Genomic DNA, 22,253 nt, shown 5'->3' with positions numbered 1-22,253 from the left:
CGGGGCGCAGGCTGATGCATACCATCAGTCAGCACCGGCCCGGACACAGTTGCGATCGCAGCCAGGCCCGGGGGCACCGGGGGCGGGGGAGGATTTGCTGTGGAGCCAATGCGGATAGTGCTGTACTCACATGATTCAGTGGGCCTGGGACATGTGCGTCGGAATCTAGCCCTGGCCCACGCGCTGAATAATCAGCTTCCCGGCCTGATCGGCCGCCCCGTCACCGGAATCCTCATCACCGGCACAGCCCTCGCACCGGCGTTCCGGTTGCCCGAGCGGTGGGACTGGGTGCTTCTTCCCGGTGTGGCAAAGGGATCCGCGGGCTACCTGCCGCGGAACCTGACCTTGCCCATGGGGGAGCTCGTGCCATTGCGGGCCAGGCTGCTGCAGGCAACGCTGGCCGGCTTCTCCCCGCACCTCGTGGTGGTGGACCGGCATGCCACGGGCGTCCACGGCGAACTCGAAACAGCCTTGCGGCACGCCCGCACCGCCGGGCCCGTGCGTGTGGTGCTGGGCCTCCGCGAGGTCCTTGACTCGCCCGCCGCGGCCGTTGCCGAATGGGCCAGGGTGGGCGGTCCCCGCGTGGTGAAGGACCTGTTCGATGCCATCTGGGTGTACGGCGATCCCGCCGTCCACGATCCCGTAGCCGCCGGCGAAATACCGTTCGCCCTCCGAAAGCTCATCCGGTACACGGGCTACCTCGCCGAGGGGCGCCCCTCGGCCTCCGGCACCAGCTGCATGCCCGGGCGGTACTGCATGACGACGGTCGGCGGCGGCTCGGACGGCTATGCCCTGGCCCGCGTCGCCGTCGCCACGCCGGTCCCGGACGGGATGGGACACCTCGTGGTCGCCGGGCCGCAGATGCCCGCCGAACAGCTCAACGACCTCCGGCAGCGGGCCCGCCCCGGCGTGAAAGTAGTCTCCACCGTCGATGACATCGTGTTCCACCTCCGGCACGCCGCCGCCGTCGTGGCCATGGGCGGCTACAACACGGTGTGCGAAATCATGAGCACGCCCGTCCCCGCCCTGATCGTGCCCCGCACGCAGTCGCGCGCCGAGCAGCGGATCCGGGCCGCTTCCCTCGCCGCGGCCGGGTACCTGGAACAACACGAGATCGGCACGCTGACGCCGGAAATCCTGGCCGCCTGGCTGGCCGCCAGGTTCGGCACCACCGTGGACCGCCGTCGTGCGGTGCTGGACGGCCTGATCCGGGTTCCGCAACTGGCCGCCGAGCTGCTGCAGCCGCTGCTCAATGCCGAACTGGCGAAATCAGACCGGGCCAATCAGGTCAGTGCCGATCTGGCCGCCGATCAATTCAGCGCGGACGAAAGCGATGCCGCAGCGAGCGTGAAGGGTGCCAGCCGTGTCGCCGTTTGAACCCGGGACAGCGTACGTCCTGAAGACGTACCCGCGGTTCTCCGAAACGTTCATCGTTTCGGAGATCCTGGCCCGGGAGGCGGCCGGGGACCGGATCGAGATCTTCTCCCTCCGGCCCACCGACGACCCCCGGTTCCACCCTGAGCTCGCCCGGGTCCAGGCACCGGTGACGTACATTGACCGCCCCATCAAGACTGTGGCCCTGTGGGAGAGCCTCCGGATGGCCGACGCGGCCGGGCTCACGGCCGCCGTCGGCCGGAATCTGGGTGAACTCGCCGCCGCCACGGCGGACGACGCCGTGCAGGCCATCAACCTGGCCACCGTGCTGCAGGACCGGAACATCCGGCACATGCACGTCCACTTCGCCTCGGGATCAACCACTGTGGCCCGGCTGACGTCCCTCATCACCGGCATCCCGTTCTCGTTCACCGCGCACGCGGTGGATATCTTCCATGAATCGGTCCAGGACGAGGACCTGCGGCTCAAGCTCGAGCAAGCCCACCACGCCGTGACCATCAGCCAGTACAACATGCGCTACCTGCGCCGCCGCTTCCCGTCCTCGACGGCCCGGCTCCATCTGGTGCGCAACGGCCTGGAACTGGAGCGTTTCCCGTACCGGGAGCCGCGGCCGCTCGGAGCCACCCTCCGGATCGCCGCCGTCGGGCGCCTGGTGGAGAAAAAAGGCTTCCAGTATCTGCTGCCCGCGGCCGCCGAACTGCTGGACCAGGGGGTCAAACTGGACCTCCGGATCGCCGGGACCGGGCTCATGGCCGAGGAACTGGAGGCCAGCATCGGCCAGCTCCGGCTCGGCGGGTACGTCCGCCTCCTCGGCCCCCAGACCCAGGACCAGGTGCACGAGCTGCTCCACTCCTCCGATGTCTTCGTGGCGCCCTGCGTGGTCGGCGCCGACGGCAACGCGGACGGCATGCCCACGGTCCTGCTCGAGGCCATGGCCACCGGCGTCCCCTGCATCAGCACGTCCGTGACCGGGATCCCCGAAGTGGTCCGGAACGGCTCCACCGGTGTCCTGGTCCGGCCGGGCAACCCGCACGCCCTGGCCCGCGGCATCTGCACGCTCGGCTCCCCGGCCACGGACAGGGTCGCCATGTCCCGCAAAGCCCGCGCCCTGATCGAGGAGGACTACGACGTCCACCGCCAGGCCGAGCTCCTGAGGTCCCTCTCCCGTTCGGAAAGGAGAGTCGCATGACACGCGTGGCCTACCTCTGCGCCGACCCCGGCGTTCCTGTCTTCGGCACCAAGGGCTCCTCCGTCCATGTCCAGGAAATCGTCCGGGCGTGGCGCGGGACCGGCGCCGCCGTCACCGTCTACTGCACCCTGCTCGGCACCGAGCGGCCCAGCGACCTTGCCGATCTCGACGTCGTCGAAGTCAAGCCGGAATCCGTCCCCGCCGCCGCGCGGGAACGGGCGGTCCAGGACGCCGCGCTGGGCCTGGCGGACGAGGTCCTGCGCAACGGCTGCGGGCTGTTCTACGAGCGCTATTCGCTGTTCAGCCCGGCGCTGTCCGTGGTGGCCCGCATCCTGGACGTGCCGTCCGTGCTTGAGGTCAATGCTCCGCTGATCGAGGAGCAGCAGCGGTACCGCCAGCTGCTCGATGTGAAGAAAGCTGAGACGGTGTTCCGCCGCAACGCCGCAACGGCCGACGTCGTGGCCTGCGTCTCGGATCCCGTGGTGCGCTGGGTACGGGCGCGGGTGCCGACCGCGCGGACCGTGCTGGCACCGAACGGAGTGAACGTCGAGCGGATCCCGGCCCGCCGCCCCGGCCGCCGGAACCCGGACCATCTCACCGTCGGGTTCGTCGGAACCTTGAAACCCTGGCACGGTGTCCCCGGCCTGTTGCACGGTGTGGCGCTGGCCAACCAGCAGACCGCCGACCCGGCCTTGCGCTGGCACCTCCACGTGGTGGGTGACGGCCCCGGCCGGCAGGACCTCGAGCGCCTCGCCGAGTCCCTCGGCGTGCCGACGGTGTTCACGGGCGCCGTTGCTCCGGCTGCGGTGCCCGGCCTCCTGGCAGAATTCGACGCCGCCGCCGCACCCTATCCCCCGGACGGACCTGGCCAGGACGATTACTTCTCGCCGCTGAAGGTTTTTGAGTACCTGGCCGCCGGGCTGCCCGTGATCGCGAGCGCCGTGGGCCAGATCCCGTCCATCATCCAGGACGGCCGCACCGGGATCCTCGTCCCGCCCGGGGACCCCGCCGCGCTCGCGGACGCCCTCCTCCGGCTCGGCGAAGACCCGAATTTGCGGGAAAGGCTGGGGCTCGAGGCCCGCAACGACGCCGTGCAGCGGTTCAGCTGGAGCGGGGTGCTGTCCCGGATCACCGGGGCGCTGCCGCCTGCACGCAGACTGGCCAGGCAATGACCACCACTGCCAGGCATTCGCACCCGCGCAACTGGCGGATCTTGTGGCGACGGACCCGCACCAGCGCACCGGCTGAACTCTCACCGCTGCGGCGGACCTTGCGGTGCGTCCGCCCGCATTTGCGCGGGCACAGGCTGCTCATCACCTGGGGATTCATTGCCATGGCCGTGGAGATCCTCTTCCGGCTTCTTGAGCCGTGGCCAGTGAAAATCGTCCTGGACTCCGTCTCACACTCACTCGGCGCCAATCTGCGCAGGTCCCCGTTCAGCGTGGAGGCGAGCGCGGAGGTGCTGCTCCTCTGCGCCGGCGCGGTGGTTTTCATCAGCCTCATCCGGGCCGTGGCTGGCTACGTGTCTGCGATTTCGTTTGCCCTCGTGGGTACCCAGATTTCCACCGAATTGCGCGCCCGGACCTTCCGCCACCTTCAGGGCCTGTCGATGCGCCACCATAACCGCGCCTCCACCGGAGACACGGTCCAGCGGCTCGTCGGGGACGTATCCCGGCTGCAGGATGTGGCTGTCACTGCGGGGCTCCCCCTCATCGGCAATGTCGTGTCGCTGATCGCCATGATGATCATCATGCTCTGGCTCGATCCTTTGATCGCCCTGGTGACGTTCCTGTCCATCGGGATATTCATCGTGTTTTCCCGCAAGAGCTCGGGATCGATTACTACCGCCGCCCGCAAGTCACGCAAGGGTGAAAGCGCCCTGGCCACCACAGCCGCACAGACGCTGGGAGCCATGCGCGAAGTCCAGGCGTATGGACTCGAGGACACCATCAGCTCGGGCTTCAGCAAGAGCAACCAGGCGGCACTTGGCTCCGGCGTTGTTACGTTCCGGCTGGCCGCCAGCCTGCAACGGAAAACCGACGTCCTGACCGGAATCGCGACGGCGGTGATCCTGGCTGCCGGCGGCTGGAGGGTGATGCAGCATGCGATGACCCCGGGTGATCTGGTCGTCTTCCTGACTTACCTCAAGACTGGGCTGAGGCCACTCAAGGATGTGGCCAGGTACACGAGCCGCATCGCCCGCGCGACGGCCTCCGGGGAACGGGTTGCGGACCTGCTTGAGGCCCAAAGTGACGTGCCCGAGTCACCGCACGCCGTCGCCCTCAAGAACCCGCACCCGGACATTGTGTTTGATGACGTCTGGGCCGGCCACTTCGAGGAAACCGCGGTGCTCAAGGGCATCACCTTGACCATACCGGCGGGTCAGCACTGCGCCGTGCTGGGGCCGTCCGGGGCCGGGAAGTCCACGCTGGCGAGCATGATCCTCCGGATGGTGGACCCATGGAAGGGGAGTGTCAGCCTCGGCGGCGAGGACCTAAGGGACCTGAAGATCGCTTCGGTGCGCGCCCACGTCTCCATCCTGCTCCAGGACTCCGTGCTGTTCGGAACCTCCGTCCGGGAGAACATCAGGTTCGGCCGACTGGATGCCACCGATGAGGAGATCGAAGCCGTGGCGGCCCTTGCCCAGGCCGACGGTTTCATCCGCGCGCTGCCCCAGGGCTACGAAACCGTCCTCGGCGAGGCGGCCAGCGATCTTTCCGGGGGCCAGCGCCAACGGCTGGCCGTCGCCCGCGCGATGCTCCGCAAGGCCCCTATCGTGATTCTGGACGAGGCGACGGCGGGGCTCGATCCGGCATCCCGGGATTCGGTCCTCAGCGCCCTCGACACCCTCACTGAGGGCAGGACCTCCGTCACGATTACCCACGACGTCAACTCGGCGCAATCCTGCGACCGCGTGCTCTGGCTCGAAGACGGCGAAATCCTCGAAGACGGGCCGCCGCAGGCATTGCTGGCCGATCCCGAGTCCCGCTTCGCCGGCTGGGTCCATCGGCAGCAGACCGGCGAACCGGGTGAACTGTTCAAGGTGCCGACATGAGCACGGCCCCGCAGGGACAACGGCTGCAGGGAGAAGGGCTGCACGGAGAAGGGCTGCACGGAGAAGGGCTGCAGCCGCAGCGGCGCGAAGCCGACCGTGCCCTCGCGGCCCGCGACCCCCGGATCCCGGGCCTGAACTGGGTCCTCGACGACGAGCTGCTCTCCGAGCTCCTGGGCGAAAGCGTCCGGATCACCAGGACCCGCTACAAACCGCACAGCTCGGCCCTCGTCGTCTTCCGCCGGGCCGGCAACGGCGCCGGCAGCTACGGCTGGGCATCGACCACCGCCGCCGAGCACGCCGGGAAACTGCAACGGCGGGCGGACAGTTCGCAACAGCGCGGCGGCGGCATCCGGCTTATCCGGCCCGATCAACTCCACCCCGACGTCGCCGTGGCGGCCGGTCCCATCGAGGAGGACTGGACCCTGCGCCCCAACCTGCGGTGGCTCCGGGACCACGGACTCCGACGGCTCGGAGCGCTCCCCACGGCAGGGCGCTTCCTGGACCCCCCGGTCAGCGTGCTCAGATACAACCCGGAGCGCAGGCTCGTTGCCAGGGTCTCCACGGAGACGGGCCCCGTCGTCATCAAGACCGCCGTCCAGGCTGACGAGGCTGCCGCAGGACTCCGCCTGCGGCTTCAGAGCCACGGCATCCCGGTCCTGCCCGAACTCGCGGACCCGGAATGCGCCGCGCACGGCATCAGTGCCTCCCCGGGCTGGGGCCAGGGAGACCTGGGCGGCGGCGACAACGATCCGGCCGCCTACCGGGCCGGCCAAGCCGTGGCGGCGATCCATGGCATGGACGCGGGCGCCGGGGCGGACCCGATGGCGGACAGGGAGGACCTGGCACGCCAGCTCGCCGCCACGCGGTCCATGATCACCTGCCTGCTCCCCGGGCTCCAGGCTCCGGTGGACGTACTCACCGGCCGGCTCCTGGCAGCTGTCGGCGCCGCCGGCCCCCAAAGGCAACAGCCTGTGCTGGTCCATGGTGACTTTTCGGCGGACCAGGTACTGGTGGACGGCCCGGCCATCCGCATCATCGATTTCGACCGCGTGACGACCTCCGACCCGGCGAGGGACCTTGGGTCCTTTGCCGCGGTGGAGGACATCGCAGACCCCGCCGGCGCCGGGCCCGTCGCCGGCGGCCGCAAGACGGCCCGGCTGATCGACGGTTACCGCGAGGCCGGCGGGCACGTGACGCAGGCGCGGGTGGATAGCTGGGCGGCCTTCCGGTTGTTCCTGAACAGCGTCGACCCGTTCCGGAACCGGGCCAGCGACTGGCCGGCCGACACGAACTGGCATATCCGCCGAGCCTTGGAGCTGATCGCGTGAACTGGCACCCACCGCGTTGGAATTACACCGACGACGCCGGCACCCCGTGGCGCGTCCGCTGGGCGTGGCCCGACAAAGAACCCGGAGAATACCTGCTTGAAGTCGTGACTGCGGGACCGCTCGGCGTCCGGGGAGCCCATCTGAGCCAGGGCCACTTTGAGCTCCTGCCGGAGGACGATCCGCAACTGCCGGCCCTTCAGACGGAAAGACAGCGCGGGGAAATCATTTCCCACTGGCCCTACATGCGGGCGATCATCCGGGCGGAGGGCTGCTACATCAAGGTCTTCCGGCCCGGAGGTGCCGCCGTCCCCGCCGAACGATGCGCTCAGATGGACCGCCTGCTGGACGCCGGTGCCTTCACGGCGCCCAAAGTGCTTCAGAGCTCCCCGGACACCCTCGTTTTAAGCGCCCTCTCCGGACCGACGCTGGGCGAAATCGGCGAGGACTACGTCACGATCGGCGACAAGGAGTTTGCCGGCGCATGGGAAAAATGGTCTCGCGCGTGGCTCGCCCAGCTGGGCGCGGCGTCTGACGTCAGCAGACGAACCATTCTGGGCGCAATGCCGGTCCATTCGGCGGAGGCGGAAGCGAACGCCGTGGCCCGGTGGCTGAAACGATGGCTGCGCCACACGGCGAATGTTCCGGAAGTGTCCACCCAACGCGAGACGTTGATGGCCATGGCAGATTACGTCATGGCGAACTTGCTCGGCTCGGCGCCGGACCCGCTGGTATGGGCGCACGGAGACCTGCACGACCGGCAGATCATCGCTGGCGACGGCCGGTCCCCCTTCGGATTGTTGGACTTCGACGATGCTGCCCAGGCCGAGGCCGCCCGCGACCTCGCCTACCTGGATTTTCATCTGGAGCGCCGCCTGAGGCGCAATAGCCTGACGCCGGCGCGATACTTTAAGGCCCATTCGGAGGTGCTGGCCGTCGCCCGGCAGCTGCAGGTCAGCCCGGATCGATTCGATGCCTACTCGGACGCACGCTGGCTGCGCTTGGCCTGTTCTTCGTTCCCGTCTGGATCATCTCTGGCGACCCGCGTTCTCGAGGAACGGGTAGAGCATCGCCGGGCCTTCGGATCCACCACATTGACCGCCGGCCTGTCCATCGGATCCCGGAGCTGATCCAATGGGCTGGCATCCGCCCGTCCCGGCCACCGTCCTGGATGCTGACAACACCGAATGGCAGGTCATCCGGTCCTGGCCCGACGACGCCGCGGAGGACTACGTTCTGGAGTTGGCGGCGCCCGGCCGGGCAGGGGTCCGGGCGGCCCACCTCCGGGCAGGGCAGTTGGAGCTCCTGCGGGACGGCCGCGACCGGCGTCTCCCCGCCCTGAGGCATGCGTCGCCGCTGGGTGAGGTGGTGGTGCACCGGGCCCACAAGCGTGCCGTGGTCAGGGCCGGGGAACACTACCTCAAGATCTTCCGGGCCCGGCAGTCCGACGAAGCAGTGAGCCGGCACGAACGGATGAACGAGCTCCTCGGCGCCGGGGACTTCCTCACCCCGGAAATTTTTTCCTCCACCCCGGGCTGCCTCACCCTCATGACGTTGCCCGGGCGTTCCCTGTTCGATCTGGGAATCGACCCCGCGGTCAGCGAAATGGTCTTTGACAAAGCCTGGCAAGAATGGTCCCGGGCCTGGGTCCGGCAGCATTCCCTGGCCCGGGCTCCGGCGCAGCGCCCCGCGCTCGAGGCGCTCCCGCCGCGGACGGCCGCCGTCGAACTGGCGAGACTGCAACGCACGGTGCATCTGTGGCTGGTGCATGCCGGGGACATTCCGGCGGCGCAGCCTGAGCGCGCCGCCGTCCGCGGGGCCGCAGGCCAGGCCGCCCAAAAGCTGCTCCTGGCCGATCCGGATCCGCTGGCGTGGTCCCACGGGGACCTTCACGACAAGCAGATCTTCACCCTGGGTCCCGGCGCTTCCCTGGGTCTGCTGGACTTCGATGAAGCCTGCCGCGCCGAGGCCGCCGCCGACCTCGGCAACATCGCCGTGCACCTTCAGCTGCGCCTGCACCAGCACCGCCTGACCGCCGAAAGGTACCAAACCGCCCGCCGCCACGTTCTCGCCACGGCCGAAGAGCTGCAGGTCACCCCTGCGCGCTTCGACGCCTACGCCGCCGCGACCCGCCTGAGGCTCGGCTGCCTGTATTCCTTCCGGCCCCAGTGGGCGGACCTGGCGGAGGACTTCCTCATTCCGGATGCTGAACAGGCCCTGGCGGCGGGGGTTCCGGCCGCTAAAGTGGAGCCCACGTACTGACTGCAGACCGTATCGAAACCGCCCCACACCGAACCACAGCGCATTGCGCCGAACCGGGAGGACCGCTGGCATGGCTTACATCAAGGTTGGAACCGAAAACAGCACAGACGTCGAGCTCTACTACGAGGACCATGGATCCGGCCAGGCCGTGGTCCTGATCCATGGCTACCCGCTGGACGGCTCGTCTTGGGAAAAGCAGACCGCGGCGCTGCTCGGCGCGGGCTACCGTGTGATCACCTACGACCGGCGCGGCTTCGGACAGTCCAGCAAGCCCACCGAGGGCTACGACTACGACACCTTCGCGGCGGACCTGAACACCATCCTGACCACCCTCGACCTGAACGACGCCGTGCTGGTGGGCTTCTCCATGGGCACCGGCGAAGTGGGCCGCTACCTCGGAACCTACGGCTCCGCCCGGGTGGCGAAGGCCGTGTTCCTGGCCTCGCTGGAGCCGTACGTGCTGCAGGCCGAGGATAACCCCGGCGGTGTCCCGCAGTCGGTGTTCGACGGGCTGATGGAGGCCGTGACGGCGGACCGGTACGCCTTCTTCACGGAATTCTTCAAGAACTTCTACAACAGCGACACTTTCCTGGGCACCCCGCGGCTCAGCCAGGAAGTCATGAACGCGGGCTGGAACCTCGCCACCGGGGGCGGGCCCACGGCGTCGTCGGCAGCGCAGCCGACCTGGCTCACGGACTTCCGTGCCGACATCCCCAAGATCGATGTCCCGGCCCTCATCGTGCACGGCACGGCGGACAACATCCTGCCGATCGACGTCGCCGGACGCCAGTTCGCCAAGGCGCTGCCGAGTGCCGAGTACGTGGAGATCGACGGCGCCCCGCACGGCATGCTGTGGACCCACGCCGCGGAGGTCAACGAGGTCCTGCTGCGGTTCCTGGCGAGCTAGCGGGAACTGGCATCGAGGATCTGGCACATGCTGCTGGAAGACTTTAACGCTGCCGGACGCCCGGAGGCCGCGGCCGCCCTGCGCCCCTGCCTGGACATTGGCCGGTGGATTGAGGAGCTCGTCGATTCCCGGCCCTTCGGCAGCACCGGAGGCCTCCTCGACGCCGCCCGCCGCGCGGCGGAGCCCTTCACCGCCGCGGAGGTGGAGGCCGCCCTGGCCCACCATCCCCGGATCGGCGAACGGGCCGCAGGAAACAGCACGGAAGCCCGTCTCTCGCAGTCGGAGCAGGCGACTCTTGGCGTCCCGGATCCGGCCGTCGCGGCAGCCCTCGCCGAGGGGAACCGGAGCTATGAAGAGAGATTCGGCCAGGTGTTCCTGATCCGCGCGGCCGGCCGCAGCCGGGAGGAGATCCTGGCCGCCCTCAACACCAGGCTCGCCCACACCCCCGAAGAGGAACTAGCAGTCATCGGCCAGCAGTTGCGCGAAATCGCGGTGCTCCGACTCGAAGGACTGATCCGCGCATGAGCACTTCCCACATCACCACGCACGTCCTGGACACGGGCTCCGGCAAGCCCGCCGCGGGCGTCGCCGTCACCCTGGACAGGCTCGACGGCGGCCGCTGGGTCAGGGTCGCGGCGGGCGCCACGGACGAGGATGGGCGCGTCACGTCGCTTGGTCCCGACAGCCTGGGCTCGGGAACGTACCGGCTGGGCTTCGACACCGGAGCCTATTACGCCGCCGCCGGGACCGAGACCTTCTTCCCCGAAGTCACCCTGGTTTTCGCGGTGTCCCAATCGCAGCTCCACTACCACGTCCCCCTGCTGCTCAGCCCCTTCGCCTACTCCACCTACCGCGGCAGCTAGCGGCACATGGGCAATAGCGGAGCACCGGGCACGACGGCGGTGCTGCTGGCCGCCGGCGCCGGGACCCGGCTGGGGCTCGGGCCCAAGGCGCTGCTGCCCTTCCGTGGCCGCACGCTGGTTGAAGTGCTCGCTGACGTGCTGCTCGCGGGCGGCTGCCGGGAAGTGGTGACGGTACTCGGCGCGGACGCGGCAACGGTCCGCGCCGGCACCGACCTCAGCCGGCACCGGGTCATCGAGAACCCGGACTGGGACACCGGGATGGGCAGTTCGTTCCGGGCGGGCGTTGCCGCGGCGCCCCAGGCGGACCACGTGCTCATCGCGCTGGTGGACCAGCCCGGGCTGACCACCGAGACTGTTGCACGGCTGCTGGCAGCCCACCGGCCCGGCCGGGTGACGGCGGCCGCCTACCGTGATGCGGAAGGGACGCTCCAGCGCGGACACCCGCTGCTGCTCGATGCCGGACTCCGCGCTGAAGCCGCGGAAACAGCAACGGGCGACGCCGGAGCGCGCGTCTTCCTGCGCGCCCACCCGGACCTGATCGATCTAGTGGACTGCAGCGACCTCTCCGGCGGCGAGGACCTCGACTCCCCCGAACAGCTGCACCTCCTCGATTAAGGACAACGCGGGGTCAGATACGGCCCATTAGGGCCCCTCCAATGGGCCGTATCTGACCCCGCGTTGGTTTTAGCGCGAGTGGGCCAACAGTTCCTGCAGGCCACGCTTGAAACCGGACCGGCCGCCATGGGCCGGGTGCCTGATTTTCGGCACATCAAAGCCGCTGCGCTGCAGGCTGTGGTGCGCCACATTGCCCACGGCCACCACGGTTTCGATAGAAAACGCGTCCATCAGCGCCTGCCAAAACGGAGTTCCCAGTGCAGCCTCGGAAGCCCTCGGCGTGCGGTTGGACAGCGGCCGCCCGGGCACGTGGGTGTGCCATGGGTAGGCGCTCCACAGCAGGGGCAGGAACTCCAGCTCGGCCAGGACCTGCCACATCACCGTGGCCGTCGGTTCCGCGGCTACGCCTTCGGAGTCTGCCGGCAGCGCGTACCCCTTCCCCGGCCCAAACAGGCCAAACTCGTTGGCGGGGCCTTCGAACATGGTGCGGTTTGTGAAGGGAACTCCCGTGATCCTCATGCCCCGGAATCCCGGCGCTTCGCCCAGCAGCAGCACTTCGGGGCGCCGGTCCAGCATTTCCTGCAGATAGAGCTCCAGGTTCCGGCGGCGCAGGGCATTGCCGGCAGCGGAAAAATCAAAGAAGTTCTGGCTGTCCGGCCCGGTCTGCACGGACGCCAGCCTGTCCACGAAGGCCCGGATCGCGGGATCGGCCATTCAGGGCGCTCCTATGGAGGGGACCAGCCCTGCTTCCTTCAGGCCCAGGTAGATCTTGTCCCGGGAGATGGGCAGCTGGGAGAACCTCACGCCGGTGGCGTTCCGGATCGCGTTCGCGAGCGCCGGCGCCACCGGATTGAACGGGCTCTCGCTCATGGACTTCGCGCCCAGCGGGCCCAGCTTGTCGCTGGTGTCGGCGAAGTACACCTCGCTGCGCGGCACGTCGGCGAACGAGGGGACGTGGTACTGCCGCAGGACGTCGGTGGTGACGCGGCCGGCGTCGTCCACTGTGATTTCTTCGTAGAGCGCAGAGCCGAGGGCCTGCGCGATCCCGCCTTCGATCTGGCCGCGGCATTGGCGCGGATTGACCACCACGCCGGCGTCGGCCGCCTGCACGCTCTGCAGGATCCGCAACTCCCCCGTCCCGGTGTTCACGGCCACCCGGAAGCCCTGGACATTGAACGCCACGGAACGCGGCGTCCCGGCCCAACGCCCCTCGGCGGCGAGCCCGACGCCGGCCTGCTCCGCGGCATCATAAATTTCCGCCAGGGGCACCCGGGTTCCCTCGCAGACCACGGCGTCCCCGTCCAGCTCACAGCCCGAGGGCGGCACGCGGCGGAGGCCGGCGGCGAAGTCGCGGATGCGGAGGGCGAGGTTCTCTGCGGCGGCCAGCGTCGCTTTGCCGGCCACCACGGTGCCGGCAGATCCGAACGCACCGGAATCGTGGTCCACCAGATCGGTGTCGGACTGCCGCACGGTGACGCGGGCGGCAGAGGTGGACAGCGCGGTGGCCGCGAGCTGCGCGTGGACGGTGGTGGTGCCGTTGCCGAATTCTGCCGTCCCGACGTCGGCGGCGTAGGTCCCGTCGGGCAGGAGCCGGAGCCTGGAGTGGGCAAAGTGGCCGCGTGGCGGAACGGTATCGATCATGGACAGGGCAGTCCCCTCCCCGACCACCCAGTCCGGGCCCAGGCTGTCGGGGCCGGCCGCGCGGTAGCGTTCCCGTCCACGGGCCAGGGCGTCCTCCACCAGCTTCGTGCACTGGTCCAGGCCGTAGCTGCCGTAGCGGACGTCCTCTTGGGGCTCGTCGCTAATGGACAGCATGTCGTCGCCCTCCCGGACCATGTTCCGGCGGCGGAACTCCAGGGGGTCCATGCCGATCCCTGCCGCGAGCTCGTCGATGCCGGATTCGATCGCGAAGATCATCTGGCTGAGCCCGTAGCCGCGGAAGGCGCCGGACGGCACGGTGTTGGTGTACACGGCGTGGGCGTCCACTTTCTTGTTGGCGCACTTGTACACCGCCAGCGACTCGCCGCAGCCGTGGAACATGACCCCGGTGGCGTGGTTGCCGTAGGCGCCCGTGTTGGTGAGCACCTCCAGCTGGAGTGCGGTCAGCCGGCCCTCGCGGCTGGCGCCGGCCTTGAGATGGATGGTGAAGGGATGCTTGGTGGTGGCGGCGGTGAACTGTTCGGTCCGGGTGAATTCAAGCTGCACGGGGCGGTTCAGCTTCAGGGCAACCAGCGCCACGACGTCCTCGGTGAGCACCTCCTGTTTGCCGCCAAAACCGCCGCCCACCCGCCCGGCCACCACCCGGATCTGCTCTTCCGGCAGGCCGAATACCCGGCCCAGGGTCCGCCGCACCAGGAACGGGACCTGGCTGGAGGTGCGGATCAGCAGCCGCCCGTCACTGCCGAAGGAGGCGATGGAGGCGTGGGTTTCCAGCGCCATGTGCTGCACCCGCTGGGTCCGGTAGGTGTGTTCGTGGATGAAGTCCGCCGCGGCGAAACCGGCCGCCACATCGCCGAGCTCGGAATGCAGTTCCGCCACGACGTTCCGCTCCGGCCGGCTGATCCGGGCCGTGGTCGCGTCCTTGTCCCCATGAAGGGCGGGGGCGCCGGGGAGCATGGCGTTCTCCGGGGTGAAGACGGCGTCCAGCACGTCGTAGTCGACCTTCAGGGCGCGCACGCCTGCCTCCGCCGCGGCCACCGTCCCGGCGACGACGGCGGCGACCCGCTGGCCGATGAAGCGCACGACGTCGTCGAACACACGGGTATCGTCCGGGTCATCGGTGTAGAGCTCGTGCTGCGCGGTCGAAAACAGCTGCGCCGGGGAGTCCTCGTGGGTGAGGACCGCCGCGACGCCGGGAATCGCCAGCGCCGCTGCTGCGTCGATGGAGCGGATCCGGGCGTGGGCATGCGGGGAGCGCAGCAGCTTCACGTGCAGCAGCCCGGGCAGCTCTTCGGCCGGGACGTCCAGGGTGTAGCGGGCCCGCCCAGTGACGATGGCGAGGCCGGCCGGCGCGGGAACGTCGTCGCCCAGTTGTCCGGGGCGCGGCTCCGGCCGGCCCGGCCCCTCGGTTGAGGTGGCCGGGCCGGAGGCGGCCGGGGTTGAGGTGGCCGGGTGGGAGGTGGCCGGGTGGTTCCCCGTCCCGCAGACGGCGTCCTCGATGGCCGTGTACCCGGTGCACCGGCACAGGTTGCCCTTGAGGTTCCGCGGCAGGTCCGCCTTCTGCCCGTCATCGAACGTCGCGGCCGTCATCACCATGCCGGCCGTGCAAAACCCGCATTGGAAGCCCTGCCGGTCCAGGAACTGCTGCTGCATCGGATGGAGCGCGGCGCCGTCGGGGTCATCAGCTCCGCCGGAGGCGCTGGCGGCAGCCAATCCTTCCACCGTGGTAACTGCCCGGCCTTCCGCGCGGACGGCGGGATAAATGCAGCTGTGCACCGGGACCCCGTCCACGTGCACCGTGCAGGCGCCGCAATCGCCGGCGTCGCAGCCCTTCTTCACGCCCAGGTTCCCCTGCTCGCGAAGGAAAGTGCGCAGGCACTGGCCGGGACGGGGTTCGGCCTGCGCCGGGACGCCGTTGATCTCGATTCTGCCGTGGAAGTCGGTTGTCATGTTCAGGCCTCTTCCGTCCGGGACCCGGCGCTAGGGGACTCTGTCCGCGGGGGCCCTGTCCGCAGCGGCTCTGTCCGCGTGGAAGGGGCCCGCGGCGGCCAGAAGTCACCGGAGAAGCGCAGCGGACCGCGGCCTGCCGGCGCGGTGAGTTCGGCCCTGATTTCATGGGCCAGCCGGTAGGTCATGTCCTTGCGCCAGGCGGGCAGGCCGTGGACGTCGTCGTGGTACAGCTCATCGGGGATCGCGGCATCCAAGGCCTCGGAGAGAGGCTCGGTGAGGGAGTCGGCGGGCGCCGCCGCGGAGGCCAAGAGGTGCAGCCGCACCGGGCGTTTGGTCGCTGCGGTGACGGTCAGGACCAGGGCGCCGTCGGCGTCGAGCCTTCCGATCAGCAGCACCGCGGACCTGCCCAGGTTGCTCAGCGACAGCCGGCGGAAGGCCACCCGGGAGGACAGTGCCGCCGCCGGCAGGCTCACGCTGCGCAGGAGCTCGCCGGGAGCGAGGCCGTTCGTTCCGTCGCCCGTGACGAACTCCAGCACGGGGAGTGTGCGGCGGGCACCGCCGGGGCCCAAAATGGTGGCCGTGCCGTCGAGTGCCGCGCAGAGCGAGATCATGGGTCCGGCCGGCAGGGAGGTGCACAGGTTGCCGCCCACCGTGGACATGGTCCAGACCTTGAAGGAGGCCACAAAGGACTCGCAGCAGGGGCGGATGAGCGCCACGCCGGGCCAGTCCCCGGCCAGTTCCCGGCCCGGCACTGACTCAGGGAACGCAGACAGTTGCGCGATGGTGCAGGTTGCCGCCAGCTCGATGCCGGCCGCCGAGACGGCCAGGGGTGTCCAGTCCGTGGAGCCAAGGTCCAGGAGACGCCGGGGCGGTTCCGGTCCGGCGTCGGGGCTCCCGGAGGAGAAAAGCACAGTGCCCCCAGCGAGCCAGGCGTCGCCCTCGCGCCACTGCGCCGGATCCGCGGTGCGGATCACGTCCTCGACGGTGTTCAGGTCCATGGGGCCTCCTGGGGTTGCAAGGTGCCGGAGCTAATACTCAGTCCGGGACTCGAGCGAGTTCCAGGCGGTGAAGGGATCCAGGGCGGCGGGGGCTTGCGGGCCGGTCAGTTCCAGCCTGCCCACCGGCATGAGCGCGCCGCGCTGATCGTTTTCGAAGTATTCGTAGAAGACGGCGTCATCGAATCCCGCGGACGCGGCATCGTGCCTGTCCGCGGCGAACACCACGCGTGACACCCGCGCCCACAGCGCGGACGCCAGGCACATGGGGCACGGCTCGCAGCTGCAGTAGAGTGTGGCTCCGCTGAGCTCGAAGGTGCCAAGTTCGCTGCAGGCCCGCCGGATGGCCGTGACCTCGGCGTGGGCCGTGGGATCGTTGGCGGCGGTGACACGGTTGGCGCCTTCGAAAGCCTGCCCGTCCGCGGTGACCACCACGGCGCCGAACGGCCCGCCGCCGTTCAGGACGTTGGCCATGGCCAACTCGATGGATCTCGCCAGGAACTTCTGGGCCGTATCGGTCGTCGTCATGCTGCCACTCCCTGCCTGCGGAAGCCGGTACACCGTAGCGGGAGCGCAAGGGCCGGATGCGACGGTGACAGTCTTCAGCATGTGCCTTGAAGGTTGCGCCTGGTAGATAGCGTCCCGGGTCCGGGCTGCCCGCCGTTGGCAAGATTGAGAGTAGCACCGGGGCTTCCGCACGGCGCCCCCTATTGGGTGGATGCCTCATTTTCGTGATGTGAATTCTCCATTTCCGGGTCTTCACGCCAGCCTCGGGCCATCCCGGCCACCCTCGATTTTTCGAAAAGTCATGTACACCAGGCCGGGGTCCGGCTACGCTTGGTCCCACTTCGTGGCCCGGAAGTCGTGGCCAGGCCACGTAACCTGGGAGCAGCAGGCAGGGTCGTAATGAGCTGGCATCAACTGATGTCGGCTCTTTTTTGTGGACGGACGGAACAAGAAACGCGCGGGAATCGGCGCTTAATTTCTATGTGGGACTGTGGTGCCGCATACCTGAAGTTGGGAATCAGACCATGAGCAACAAGATCGTCCTCGGCCAGAACCAGTACGGAAAAGCCGAAGTCCGGGTCGTCAAGATCACCAGGGATACCCGCCGCCATGAGATCGAAGACCTGAACGTCACCTCGCAGCTGCGCGGCGACTTCGCGGCGGCCCACCTCGACGGCGACAACAGCCACGTGGTGGCCACAGACACCCAAAAGAACACGATCTACGCCTTCGCCCGGGACGGCATCGGCTCCCCGGAAGCCTTCCTGCTCCGGCTCGGCAAGCACTTCACCTCGAACTTCGACTGGGTCACCGGCGGCCGCTGGGCGGCCGAGGCCTACAAGTGGGACCGGATCCAGGCCCACGGGTCCGGGCACCACCACTCCTTCGTCCGCAACGGCCAGGAAGTCCGCACCGCGGTCCTTGTCCGCGACGGCGGTACCGAGCACCTCATCGCCGGGCTGAAGGACCTCACCGTGCTGAAGACGACCCAGTCCGGGTTCAGCGGCTTCCCGCGGGACAAGTACACCACCCTCCAGGAAACGGCCGACCGCATCCTCGCCACGGACGTCTCGGCGCGCTGGCGGTTCAGGACCGGCACCAACTTTGGCGCCTTCGACTTCAACAAGAGCTACGAGGACGTCAAGGCCCTGCTGCTGGAGGCTTTCAGCGAAAAGTACTCCCACGCCCTGCAGCAGACCCTCTTCGACATGGGCGCCAAGGTCCTGGCAGCGCACCCCGAGATCGACGAGATCAAGTTCTCCATGCCCAACAAGCACCACTTCCTCGTTGACCTCTCGCCCTTCGGCCTCGACAACCCCAACGAGGTCTTCTTTGCCGCCGACCGCCCCTACGGCCTCATTGAGGCCACGGTCCAGCGTGAAGACACCAGCCCCGCCGACATCGCCTGGCACGGGATCGCCGGCTTCTGCTAAGGCCACGCACCGCCGGGACCGCCGCCGCCGGCGGTGCCTAGGAGTAGTGTGAGCGGCCAAAGAGAAGTGTGAGCGGCCCAGGAAGGACCAGAAATGACTCTCGTCGTCACCGATCCCCACCCCGTCGACCGGGCCGGAGAAATCCTGACCCCGGAGGCTCTCGCCTTCGTCGAAGAACTCCACCTCCGCTTTGCCGGAACCCGCGCCGAGCAGCTCAAGGCCCGCGCCCGCAAGCGCGAGCACGTGGCCCTGACCGGCCGCCTGGACTTCCTGCCGGAGACCGCGGAGATCCGCGACGCCGACTGGAGCGTGGCTCCGGCGCCTGCGGCCCTGCAGGACCGCCGGGTCGAAATGACCGGGCCGGCCGCCCCGGCCAAAATGGCCATCAATGCGCTGAACTCCGGTGCGAAGGTGTGGCTCGCCGACCTCGAGGACGCCAGCACACCCACCTGGTCCAACGTGGTCGAATCGATCCTCAACCTCCGGGACGCCGCCGACGGCACGCTGAAATACACCTCGCCCGAAGGTAAGGAATACGCGCTGCGCACCGACGCCCCGCTCGCGGTCGTGGTGACCCGGCCACGCGGCTGGCACATGGGCGAACGGCACCTGCTGATCGGCGGGGACCACACCATCGGTGCCCTGGTGGACTTCGGCCTGCACTTCTTCCACACCGCCCAGCGGCTCGTGGCAAACGGTCACGGACCCTACTACTACCTGCCCAAGATGGAGAGCCACCTCGAGGCCCGGCTGTGGAACGACATCTTCGTCTTCGCCCAGGACTACGTCGGCATTCCGCAGGGCACCATCCGCGCCACCGTCCTGATCGAGACCATCCCGGCAGCCTTCGAAATGGACGAGATCCTCTTCGAACTCCGCGACCACGCCTCCGGCCTGAACGCCGGCCGCTGGGACTACCTGTTCAGCATCATCAAGTACTTCCGCGACGCCGGTGCAAGCTTCGTGCTGCCCGACCGCGCCACCATCGCCATGACCGCACCGTTCATGCGGGCCTACACCGAGCTCCTGGTCAAGACCTGCCACCAGCGCGGCGCCTTTGCCATGGGCGGCATGGCAGCGGTGATCCCCAACCGGCGTGAACCCGACGTGACCGCCCAGGCCTTCGAGAAGGTGCGCGCGGACAAGACCCGCGAGGCGAACGACGGCTTCGACGGATCCTGGGTGGCGCACCCGGACCTGGTGCCGGTTTGCCGCGAGGTGTTCGACGCCGTCCTGGGCGGGCGGCCCAACCAGCTGGACAGACAGCGCCCCGAGGTCAGCGTCACCGCCGAGCAGCTCCTGGACATCCGTTCCGCCCAGGGCCAGGTGACCGAGGCCGGCCTGCGGCTGAACCTCTACGTCGCCGTCGCGTACACCGCCGTCTGGATCTCCGGCAACGGTGCCGTCGCCATCCACAACCTGATGGAGGACGCCGCGACGGCGGAAATCTCGCGGTCCCAGGTCTGGCAACAGATCCGCAACCGTTCGGTGCTGGCCGACACCGGCCGGACCGTCACCCGGGAGCTGGTGTCCGCCCTCCTGGCCGAGGAAACCGAGAAACTCCGGGCCGAGGTGGGCGAGGACGCTTTCGCGAAGCACTACCTGCCCGCCAGCAAGCTCATCGGCGGCCTCTGCCTGTCCGAGGACTACACCGACTTCCTCACCACGCCGGCGTACGAGCTGGTGGACTGAAAGCATGGCAGCCTCCTCGGCCAGCGCCGGGCAGCCTCCACCGGGCCGTCCACCAAGCCAACCACCGGGCCCTTCGCCACGCCGCGGTCCGGTGACGCCGGCTCTCTCGGCGTCGGACCTTGCCCGGATCGATGCGCGGCTCGCGGACACCGACCGGCTGCTGGAGCGTGGCTACCCGGGCGACGACGGCTCCCGCCAGCCCGTGCACACCGTCTACGTACCGGCCGACCGTTTCAGCCCGGACTTCACCGCGGACTGGGGCGCCCAGGCCCTGGCCGCGGTCGAGGCCCGGGGCGGGCTGGAAGAGCTCGGCATCCTGCTCGGCCAGGACCCCGGGCTGGCCGCCGCCGTCGCACCGCGGGTCCGGGCCAAGCTCTCACACGAGCCGATCGAGGACCTCCGGCTGGACTTTGAGGACGGCTTCGGGGACCGGGGCGACGACGCCGAGGACGGCGCCGCTGTTGCCGCGGCGTCCGCCGTGGCCGCCGCCGTCGCCGCCGGCACCGCGCCGCCGTTCATCGGGATCCGTTTCAAGTGCTTCGAGGCCGCCACCCGCGCGCGGGGCCTGCGGACCCTGGATCTTTTCGTGTCGCAGCTGGCCGCGGCCGGCGAACTCCCGGACGGGCTCATCCTCACCCTGCCCAAGGTCACCACGGTGGCGCAGGTGGAGGCCATGGCCTTCGCCGTGTCCCGCCTCGAGGAAGTCCACGCGCTCGCCGCCGGCAGGCTCCGCTTCGAGGTGCAGGTGGAAACGCCGCAGCTGATCCTGGGTCCGGACGGAACCTCGCCGGTGGCGCGCCTGCCGCACGCGGTGCCCGGCAGGATCAGCGGGCTGCACTACGGCACCTACGACTACTCGGCATCGCTGCAGATCTCCGCCGAATACCAGTCCATGGAACATCCCGTGGCGGACTTCGCCAAAGAAGTCATGCAGCTTGCCGCGGCAGGCACCGGGATCCGGCTCTCCGACGGCTCCACCAACATCCTCCCGGTGGGCGGGAACGTGGAGCAGGCCTGGCAGCTCCACGGCCGGCTGGTCCGCCGCTCGCTGGAACGCGGCTACTACCAGGGCTGGGACCTCCACCCCGCCCAGCTGCCCAGCCGGTTCGCCGCGACCTACGCCTTCTACCGGCAAGGGCTCCCCGCCGCCGCTGCCCGGCTCCGCGATTACGTGGAACAAACCGCCGGCGGCGTTCTGGACGAGCCCGCCACCGCCCGCGGCCTGGCGGCCTTCCTGCTGCGCGGCGTCCAGTGCGGCGCCGTCGGTGCCGACGAAGTCCTGGCGCTGGCCGGCGTCGGACTCCCCCAACTCACGGCGCTGGCCCGGCCCCGGCGGCCCGCCACTTCCACTCCCTCAGCCAAAGGAACGCACTCATGAGCAAGTACTTCTACCCTGAGGGCGGACTTCCGCCCCAGACCCAGCTCCTGACCGACCGGGCCGTGGTCAAGGAGGCCTACACGGTCATCCCGAAGGGCGCGCTCCGGGACATCGTCACGAGCAGACTGCCCGGCTGGACCAACACCCGCGCCTGGATCATTGCCCGGCCAATCGCCGGTTTCGCCACGACGTTTGCGCAGCTGATTGTCGAGGTGGGGCCGGGCGGCGGCGCGGAAAAGCCCGAGCCGGAGGCCGGCGTCGAAGGCGTCATCTTCCTGACCAAGGGCGCCCTGGCACTGACCCTCGAGGGGGAAGTCCACAAACTCGGAGAGGGCGGCTACGCATACCTCGCCGCGGGGGCCCAATGGTCCGTGGCGAACGAGTCCGGGGAGATCGCCAGCTTCCAGTGGATCCGGAAGGCTTACGAGCCGCTGCCCGGCTACACGGCTAAATCCTTCGTGACCCGCGACCAGGACGTCGAACCGCGGGCAATGCCCGGCACCGACGGCGCCTGGGCCACCACCCGCTTCGTGGACCCGGAGGACCTCGCCCACGACATGCACGTCAACATCGTCACCTTCAGGCCCGGGGCCTCCATCCCCTTCGCGGAAACCCATGTCATGGAACACGGGCTCTTCGTCCTGGAAGGCAAGGCCGTCTACCGGCTCAATGACGACTGGGTGGAGGTGGAGGCCGGCGACTTCATGTGGCTGCGCGCCTTCTGCCCACAGGCCTGCTACGCCGGCGGTCCGGGCAATTTCCGGTACCTGCTGTACAAGGACGTCAACCGCCAGATCCGCCTGACCTGAGACCGGAGCCGGGAGCACTTGTGGCACGGGCGATCCTTGCTAGCCTGATGCTGTGAGGTACGAATCCCTGTGGATCGGAATGCTCCTTGGCGCGGCCCTCGGCTACGCCATCGGGGTCACCACCGTCGACAAGCCGTTCACGGGCTTGCTGATCGGTGTGGCGCTCGGCGCGCTCGTGGGCCTGGCGGCCCGGAAGGACCCCAGGAAACGGTAGGGATG

20 protein-coding genes are annotated in these 22,253 nt (G+C 69.1%); 16 read left to right on the top strand and 4 right to left on the bottom strand.

The window, feature by feature from the left end; translation table 11 throughout:
* Positions 1–153 precede the first annotated feature (153 nt).
* The 11 genes from C566_RS0109895 to nboR all read left to right on the top strand — a co-directional run bounded on the left by C566_RS0109895 (position 154) and on the right by nboR (position 11,611).
* Positions 154–1,377, top strand: a complete 1,224-nt coding sequence (locus tag C566_RS0109895; RefSeq protein WP_231386311.1) for a glycosyltransferase family protein — start codon at positions 154–156, stop codon at positions 1,375–1,377.
* Positions 1,364–2,584: a glycosyltransferase gene (locus C566_RS0109890; RefSeq protein ID WP_018774179.1), complete on the top strand. Its 1,221-nt coding sequence runs from the start codon at positions 1,364–1,366 to the stop codon at positions 2,582–2,584. The genes C566_RS0109895 and C566_RS0109890 overlap by 14 nt, the downstream gene beginning before the upstream one ends.
* A complete protein-coding gene (locus tag C566_RS0109885) occupies positions 2,581–3,756 on the top strand; it encodes a glycosyltransferase (protein WP_018774178.1) in 1,176 nt (391 codons plus the stop codon). Before C566_RS0109890 ends, C566_RS0109885 begins: the two co-directional genes overlap by 4 nt.
* Positions 3,753–5,639 carry an ABC transporter ATP-binding protein gene (locus C566_RS0109880; RefSeq protein ID WP_081627305.1) on the top strand — a complete coding sequence of 629 codons (1,887 nt, stop codon included), beginning with the start codon at positions 3,753–3,755 and terminating at the stop codon, positions 5,637–5,639. The genes C566_RS0109885 and C566_RS0109880 overlap by 4 nt, the downstream gene beginning before the upstream one ends.
* Positions 5,636–6,967, top strand: a complete 1,332-nt coding sequence (locus C566_RS0109875) for a phosphotransferase family protein (protein ID WP_018774176.1) — start codon at positions 5,636–5,638, stop codon at positions 6,965–6,967. Before C566_RS0109880 ends, C566_RS0109875 begins: the two co-directional genes overlap by 4 nt.
* Complete coding sequence (locus tag C566_RS0109870) at positions 6,964–8,094, top strand: phosphotransferase (protein ID WP_018774175.1); 1,131 nt, start codon at positions 6,964–6,966, stop codon at positions 8,092–8,094. Before C566_RS0109875 ends, C566_RS0109870 begins: the two co-directional genes overlap by 4 nt.
* A 4-nt stretch (positions 8,095–8,098) precedes the next feature.
* Complete coding sequence (locus tag C566_RS0109865; protein ID WP_018774174.1) at positions 8,099–9,226, top strand: hypothetical protein; 1,128 nt, start codon at positions 8,099–8,101, stop codon at positions 9,224–9,226.
* Between the two features lie 70 nt (positions 9,227–9,296).
* Positions 9,297–10,133 (top strand): alpha/beta fold hydrolase, encoded by an 837-nt coding sequence (locus C566_RS0109860; RefSeq protein ID WP_018774173.1) that lies wholly within the window; start codon positions 9,297–9,299, stop codon positions 10,131–10,133.
* A 27-nt stretch (positions 10,134–10,160) separates the two neighbouring features.
* A complete protein-coding gene (gene uraD, locus C566_RS0109855; protein ID WP_018774172.1) occupies positions 10,161–10,658 on the top strand; it encodes a 2-oxo-4-hydroxy-4-carboxy-5-ureidoimidazoline decarboxylase in 498 nt (165 codons plus the stop codon).
* Complete coding sequence (gene uraH, locus C566_RS0109850) at positions 10,655–10,996, top strand: hydroxyisourate hydrolase (protein WP_018774171.1); 342 nt, start codon at positions 10,655–10,657, stop codon at positions 10,994–10,996. The genes uraD and uraH overlap by 4 nt, the downstream gene beginning before the upstream one ends.
* A 6-nt stretch (positions 10,997–11,002) precedes the next feature.
* Positions 11,003–11,611 carry a nicotine blue oxidoreductase gene (gene nboR, locus C566_RS0109845; protein WP_026266558.1) on the top strand — a complete coding sequence of 203 codons (609 nt, stop codon included), beginning with the start codon at positions 11,003–11,005 and terminating at the stop codon, positions 11,609–11,611.
* Positions 11,612–11,680: 69 nt separating this feature from the next.
* Here nboR and C566_RS0109840 read toward each other — a convergent pair whose 3' ends face one another.
* From C566_RS0109840 to C566_RS0109825, 4 genes are read right to left on the bottom strand one after another with little or no spacing between them, the layout of a single operon-like run.
* Positions 11,681–12,325: a uracil-DNA glycosylase gene (locus C566_RS0109840; protein WP_018774169.1), complete on the bottom strand. Its 645-nt coding sequence runs from the start codon at positions 12,323–12,325 to the stop codon at positions 11,681–11,683.
* Positions 12,326–15,220 (bottom strand): molybdopterin-dependent oxidoreductase, encoded by a 2,895-nt coding sequence (locus C566_RS0109835; RefSeq protein WP_018774168.1) that lies wholly within the window; start codon positions 15,218–15,220, stop codon positions 12,326–12,328.
* A gap of 2 nt (positions 15,221–15,222) precedes the next feature.
* A complete protein-coding gene (locus tag C566_RS0109830) occupies positions 15,223–16,218 on the bottom strand; it encodes an FAD binding domain-containing protein (RefSeq protein ID WP_018774167.1) in 996 nt (331 codons plus the stop codon).
* 30 nt (positions 16,219–16,248) lie between these two features.
* Positions 16,249–16,743 (bottom strand): nucleoside deaminase, encoded by a 495-nt coding sequence (locus C566_RS0109825; RefSeq protein ID WP_018774166.1) that lies wholly within the window; start codon positions 16,741–16,743, stop codon positions 16,249–16,251.
* Positions 16,744–17,246: 503 nt separating this feature from the next.
* Here C566_RS0109825 and pucL point away from each other — a divergent pair.
* The 5 genes from pucL (at position 17,247) to C566_RS22705 (ending at position 22,248) form a co-directional block, all read left to right on the top strand.
* Positions 17,247–18,155 carry a factor-independent urate hydroxylase gene (pucL, locus tag C566_RS0109820; protein WP_018774165.1) on the top strand — a complete coding sequence of 303 codons (909 nt, stop codon included), beginning with the start codon at positions 17,247–17,249 and terminating at the stop codon, positions 18,153–18,155.
* A gap of 93 nt (positions 18,156–18,248) precedes the next feature.
* Positions 18,249–19,847, top strand: a complete 1,599-nt coding sequence (aceB, locus tag C566_RS0109815) for a malate synthase A (protein WP_018774164.1) — start codon at positions 18,249–18,251, stop codon at positions 19,845–19,847.
* Positions 19,848–19,938: 91 nt separating this feature from the next.
* Positions 19,939–21,225: a DUF6986 family protein gene (locus tag C566_RS0109810; protein WP_018774163.1), complete on the top strand. Its 1,287-nt coding sequence runs from the start codon at positions 19,939–19,941 to the stop codon at positions 21,223–21,225.
* The gene (locus C566_RS0109805; RefSeq protein ID WP_018774162.1) at positions 21,222–22,034 is read left to right on the top strand and encodes a bifunctional allantoicase/(S)-ureidoglycine aminohydrolase; all 813 of its coding nucleotides are present in this window, start codon (positions 21,222–21,224) and stop codon (positions 22,032–22,034) included. Before C566_RS0109810 ends, C566_RS0109805 begins: the two co-directional genes overlap by 4 nt.
* A 52-nt stretch (positions 22,035–22,086) precedes the next feature.
* The gene (locus tag C566_RS22705; protein WP_155846840.1) at positions 22,087–22,248 is read left to right on the top strand and encodes a glycine zipper domain-containing protein; all 162 of its coding nucleotides are present in this window, start codon (positions 22,087–22,089) and stop codon (positions 22,246–22,248) included.
* Positions 22,249–22,253 lie beyond the last annotated feature (5 nt).

Origin of the sequence: Arthrobacter sp. 131MFCol6.1 (assembly GCF_000374925.1) — a bacterium.
Classification (GTDB): Bacteria; Actinomycetota; Actinomycetes; order Actinomycetales; family Micrococcaceae; genus Arthrobacter.
This window is presented reverse-complemented; position numbering and strand designations above follow the sequence as displayed.